This window comes from Xenorhabdus sp. KJ12.1 (genome assembly GCF_963876495.1).
GTDB classification, from domain to species: Bacteria; Pseudomonadota; Gammaproteobacteria; order Enterobacterales; family Enterobacteriaceae; genus Xenorhabdus; species Xenorhabdus stockiae.
This window is the reverse complement of sequence record NZ_CAWNQH010000020.1, coordinates 1-607: the sequence shown is the minus strand read 5'-3', so window position 1 is coordinate 607 and position 607 is coordinate 1. Positions and strand designations below refer to the sequence as shown.

Below are 607 nucleotides of genomic sequence, written 5' to 3'. Positions count from 1 at the left end.
TGACGAAGGTACTCTGCTATAACCTCTCCCTGAGCAACGCGGGCAGATTTTATGCACTGGCGCGCCTTGCAATGCAGTTTGCTCCTCATCAAGCACCAAGCCCCGCCCCTTGCAGCGACAGCGATTTGACAAAATGCCTTTACCGTTACATTTCTGGCAGAGTTCACCAACCTGCTCTTTTTCAATCCACGGCTCAAGAACCATCACCCCATCTGCACGGATAATGCCAGGATGTTTCTCCACCTCTTTCACACTGTAAATGAGTCCTTTCCCTTTGCACTCCTGACATTGACAAGTAGACGCAGCTGACCGGGAATACTCTTCAAAGGCCATTTTCGATAAGATCACCATACATTGCCCCAGCTTATTTCCAGCCGCTTTCGCTATGAGCTTCGGTGCTGCCTGTCTTGCGTACCGCGTCAATGATTCGACCGTGCTGAACCGACCTTCTTCACTGATGCCGTTCTTGGCGAAAAAAGCGGTCATGCCAAACTTAGCCCTTGATTCAGCCATCCCTAAAGCCGCAGCGGTGTCCATGCCTTTCATTCTGTCCGGGGCAGTACTGGATGACGAGTCACTAAACGCAGGTGACTTCGGGTGAAAGTGT

Annotated in this window: 1 protein-coding gene; it reads right to left on the bottom strand. The window is 51.2% G+C overall.

The window, feature by feature from the left end:
* Positions 1 to 607, bottom strand: a 607-nt coding sequence (locus AACS92_RS03010; RefSeq protein WP_241538049.1) for an antitermination protein, incomplete at both ends; no start/stop codon positions are given.